Origin of the sequence: Methanocalculus sp., from assembly GCF_030651615.1 — an archaeon.
Classification (GTDB): Archaea; Halobacteriota; Methanomicrobia; order Methanomicrobiales; family Methanocorpusculaceae; genus Methanocalculus.
Window position 1 is genome coordinate 1 of sequence record NZ_JAUSCG010000103.1, and the last position, 3,563, is coordinate 3,563.

At 52.0% G+C, this 3,563-nt stretch carries 4 protein-coding genes; 3 read left to right on the forward strand and 1 reads right to left on the reverse strand.

Going from position 1 to position 3,563, the window contains the following annotated elements:
• The 3 genes from Q7V06_RS04355 to Q7V06_RS04365 all read left to right on the forward strand — a co-directional run.
• The coding region (locus Q7V06_RS04355) for an FMN-binding glutamate synthase family protein (protein ID WP_304838641.1) at positions 1-1,224 on the forward strand (1,224 nt) is incomplete at its 5' end.
• A 3-nt stretch (positions 1,225-1,227) separates the two neighbouring features.
• Positions 1,228-1,971: a hypothetical protein gene (locus tag Q7V06_RS04360; RefSeq protein ID WP_304838644.1), complete on the forward strand. Its 744-nt coding sequence runs from the start codon at positions 1,228-1,230 to the stop codon at positions 1,969-1,971.
• A 7-nt stretch (positions 1,972-1,978) separates the two neighbouring features.
• Positions 1,979-3,004 (forward strand): Coenzyme F420 hydrogenase/dehydrogenase, beta subunit C-terminal domain, encoded by a 1,026-nt coding sequence (locus Q7V06_RS04365; RefSeq protein WP_304838647.1) that lies wholly within the window; start codon positions 1,979-1,981, stop codon positions 3,002-3,004.
• 32 nt (positions 3,005-3,036) lie between these two features.
• Here Q7V06_RS04365 and Q7V06_RS04370 read toward each other — a convergent pair.
• Positions 3,037-3,563: PP2C family protein-serine/threonine phosphatase (locus Q7V06_RS04370; protein WP_304838649.1), on the reverse strand; the 527-nt coding region annotated here is incomplete at its 5' end.

Genomic DNA, 3,563 nt, shown 5'->3' on the forward strand with positions numbered 1-3,563 from the left:
CTTGCCGGGATGGGGAATGCCCAGGAGTTGCCAATCATCTTCGATCGCCTCCTCCTTGACGCCTGCCAGGTAACGAATCCAAGTATTGATCCCCTCCGTGAGCCGATGGAGCTGCGGACATATATTGGGAAGAAACCACGACGACTTGAGCTTACAAAGGACGCGAATGGTGATATTGAACTGAAGACCAAACTCTCCCCAAACATACGTCTGGAAACCCCGATTATGATTGGACATATGAGTTACGGTGCAATCAGCCTGAATGCACAGCTCTCAATGGCACGTGCTGTCACAGATCAGGGGACGTTCATGGGCACCGGAGAGGGAGGGTTGCACCCTGACCTCAGACCATACCAGAATAATATGATCGTCCAGGTGGCATCCGGACGATTTGGCGTAGATATCGATTATCTCGAAAGAGGTGCTGCAATCGAGATCAAGATCGGGCAGGGGGCAAAGCCAGGTATCGGTGGCCACCTCCCCGGGGAGAAGGTCGGCCCTGATGTCTCGCAGACCAGGATGATTCCTGAGAACAGCGATGCTATCAGCCCGGCCCCACATCATGACATCTACTCGATTGAGGACCTCAAACAACTCGTCCATTCCCTCAAAGAGGCCACAGAGTGGAAAAAACCCGTCTTTGTGAAGATTGCAGCAGTTCATAACGTTGCTGCAATTGCATCCGGTATTGCCCGCTCATCTGCGGATGCCGTTGTCATTGACGGATTCCGGGGCGGGACCGGGGCTGCACCGCGTGTCTTCCGGGATCATGTCGGCATCCCGATTGAGGCCGCAATAGCCGCAGTCGATAAGAAACTCAGGTCACAGGGGATTCGAAACGACATCTCGATCATCGCATCAGGCGGTATTCGGGATTCAGCAGATGTCACAAAAGCGATCGCCCTTGGGGCCGATGCCATCTATATCGGTACTGCTGCACTTATCGCAATGGGTTGCCGTGTCTGTGGGACCTGTTACCGTGGTCAGTGTCCATGGGGGATTGCAACCCAGAACCCTGCACTAACACAAAGGCTGAACCCGGATCTGGAATGGCAGCATGTCGCAAATCTGATTCACGGATGGACTCTTGAGATAAGCGAGCTGATGGGGGCTGCCGGAATCAACAGTATTGAGAGCCTCCGCGGAAACCGCGACCGCCTGCGAGGATACCTCCTTGATGAGGCGATGATGAATGTGCTTGATGTCAAACCGGTGGGGGCCTAAACGATGGAGGAAGAGCTCATAATCAACGCAGAAGAGTTGCATTATACACCTTTGAATACGATGATCCGATCTGCCGTTGCCGGTGGAGTTGAACAGATCAGGATCGAGAATGTACTTGGTCAGCGATTCATAGCCGACGGGCTGAGGGGTAAAGCCAGGATAAGAATCTGCGGGATTCCAGGCGGTGATCTCGGCATGTTCATGAGCGGGCCAACGATCGAAGTCTTTGGAAACTGCGATCACGCACCGGGAAACACGATGGATGCAGGGGAGATCATCATTCACGGAAGTTCCGGGGACGCAACCGCACACTCAATGCGGGGAGGGATGGTGATGGTTGAAGGTGATATCGGCTACCGGGGGGGAATCCACATGAAGGAGTACGGCACTCATCGCCCAGTACTGATCGTCGGTGGAAATGCCCGTGCTTTCCTTGGTGAATATATGGCAGGAGGAGTCGTCCTGATCCTCGGCTGTCAGGGCGAACGCATCCTTCCGGATCGGGGAATCGGGACAGGAATCCATGGTGGAGAGATCTTCATCAGGGGCGATGTACCGGAACGGCTCCTCGGAGTCGGTGCAAAGAAGGCGAAAGCAACACGAGAGGATATGGAGCGGATCATTCCACATATCAGGAGATATGCAGAGACATTCTCGATTGATCCGGCACCACTCCTTGCAGCAGCCTATACCAGAATAACACCTTCGAGCGGACGGCCGTTTGCAAATAAATACACATGGGAGTGATGGAGACGTGTCAGGAAAAAGTTTTGAAGATCTGAGACGCGAGGTCTGGGAGACAGATCGGTGCTGTGGCTGTGGCGCATGTGTTGCAGTCTGCCCTGCCGATGCGATTATCTTCTGCACTGAACAGAATATCTGCCCGGAGAATCGGAGTTACTGTAAGGAGGCAACAGACCAAGTCAGTTGTGGTGCATGCTATGCGGTCTGCCCACGAGTGGGGATGATGCAGGGTCAGGGACTACTTGGCGAGTACCATTCTCTCATCTCTGCAAAAGCAGGGATCGAGATCCCTCACCGGCAGAGCGGTGGAGCCGTGACTGCAATCCTTGCCGATGCACTTGATACAGGATCGATCGATGCGGTTGTGACCGTTTCAGAAGATCGGTTCACCCTTCAGCCGCAGTCGATCATCATCACCTCTTCCGGGGAGCTGATCCGCCATGCCGGGAGCAGATACGCCTGGTGGGTACCTCTCCTTGCTGCACTGAAAGATGCGGTCTTAACACGGAAGTTCAGAAAGATCGCAGTGGTTGGACTTCCCTGTGTCACTGAAGCGATTGCAAAGATGAAAGAGAGTGAGAACGATCTCGTCCTACCCTATGCACGCTCAATCAGGCTCGTCATAGGCCTCTTCTGCACCGAGACCTTCGATTACGATCATCTGGTTACTGATATCCTTGACCGCAGATATGGGATCAAACCATATGATGTACAGAAACTTGATATGAAAGGAGGTCTCCTTGTGACCAGAACCGATGGTGAGGTCTTGAAAATCAGCCTTAAGGAACTTGATGAGGCAGTCCGGCCAGGATGCAGGATATGTACCGATCTGACAGCTCGCAATGCAGATATCTCTGCGGGATCAGTCGGGTCGTCTCCCGGCCATACCACACTTATTATCCGGAACGGGATTGGAGAATCATTCCTTCACTCTGCTGTTGCATCAGGCTCGCTTATTCTTGAGGGGGAGATCGATCTGAAGGCGATCGAATCACTTGCCGCAAAAAAGGCTGCAAGGTGCATACCAAAAAAGTAATACTTTTTTTAGTTATTCATTACAATCAATTATCACTCTTTCCTGATCACCATCAGCGTGATATCATCGAACTGGGGGAGACCAGAGGAGAAGGTACTGACAGCATCAAGGATTTTTTCGAGGAGCGCATGGGCGGTCAGATGCGCATTCTCTGATATGATCATCCGAAGCCGGTCTTCACCAAAATCTTCCCCAATTGTATTGATAGATTCTGTAATACCATCCGTGTACATGACAATGATATCGCCGCTCTCAACCGCAATTTTTTCGGAGAAGAAGTGCATCTTTTCTACAGCTCCAAGCGCAATTCCAGTCGGCATGAGCTCTTCGATAGATCCGTTTCTCCGCCGAAATACGATCGGGGGGTTGTGCCCTGCATTCACATAGGTCAGAGTCCCTTCCTTCTCAGAAAGTGTCCCATAAAAAAGGGTGACAAACATACCTGCCTTTGAATCCTGACAGATGATGTTGTTCGCATCAATGATCGCAATAGCCGGATCGCTATGCCAGAGAATATTCAGCCTGACAACAATACGGGACAATGCCATAAACAGTGCTG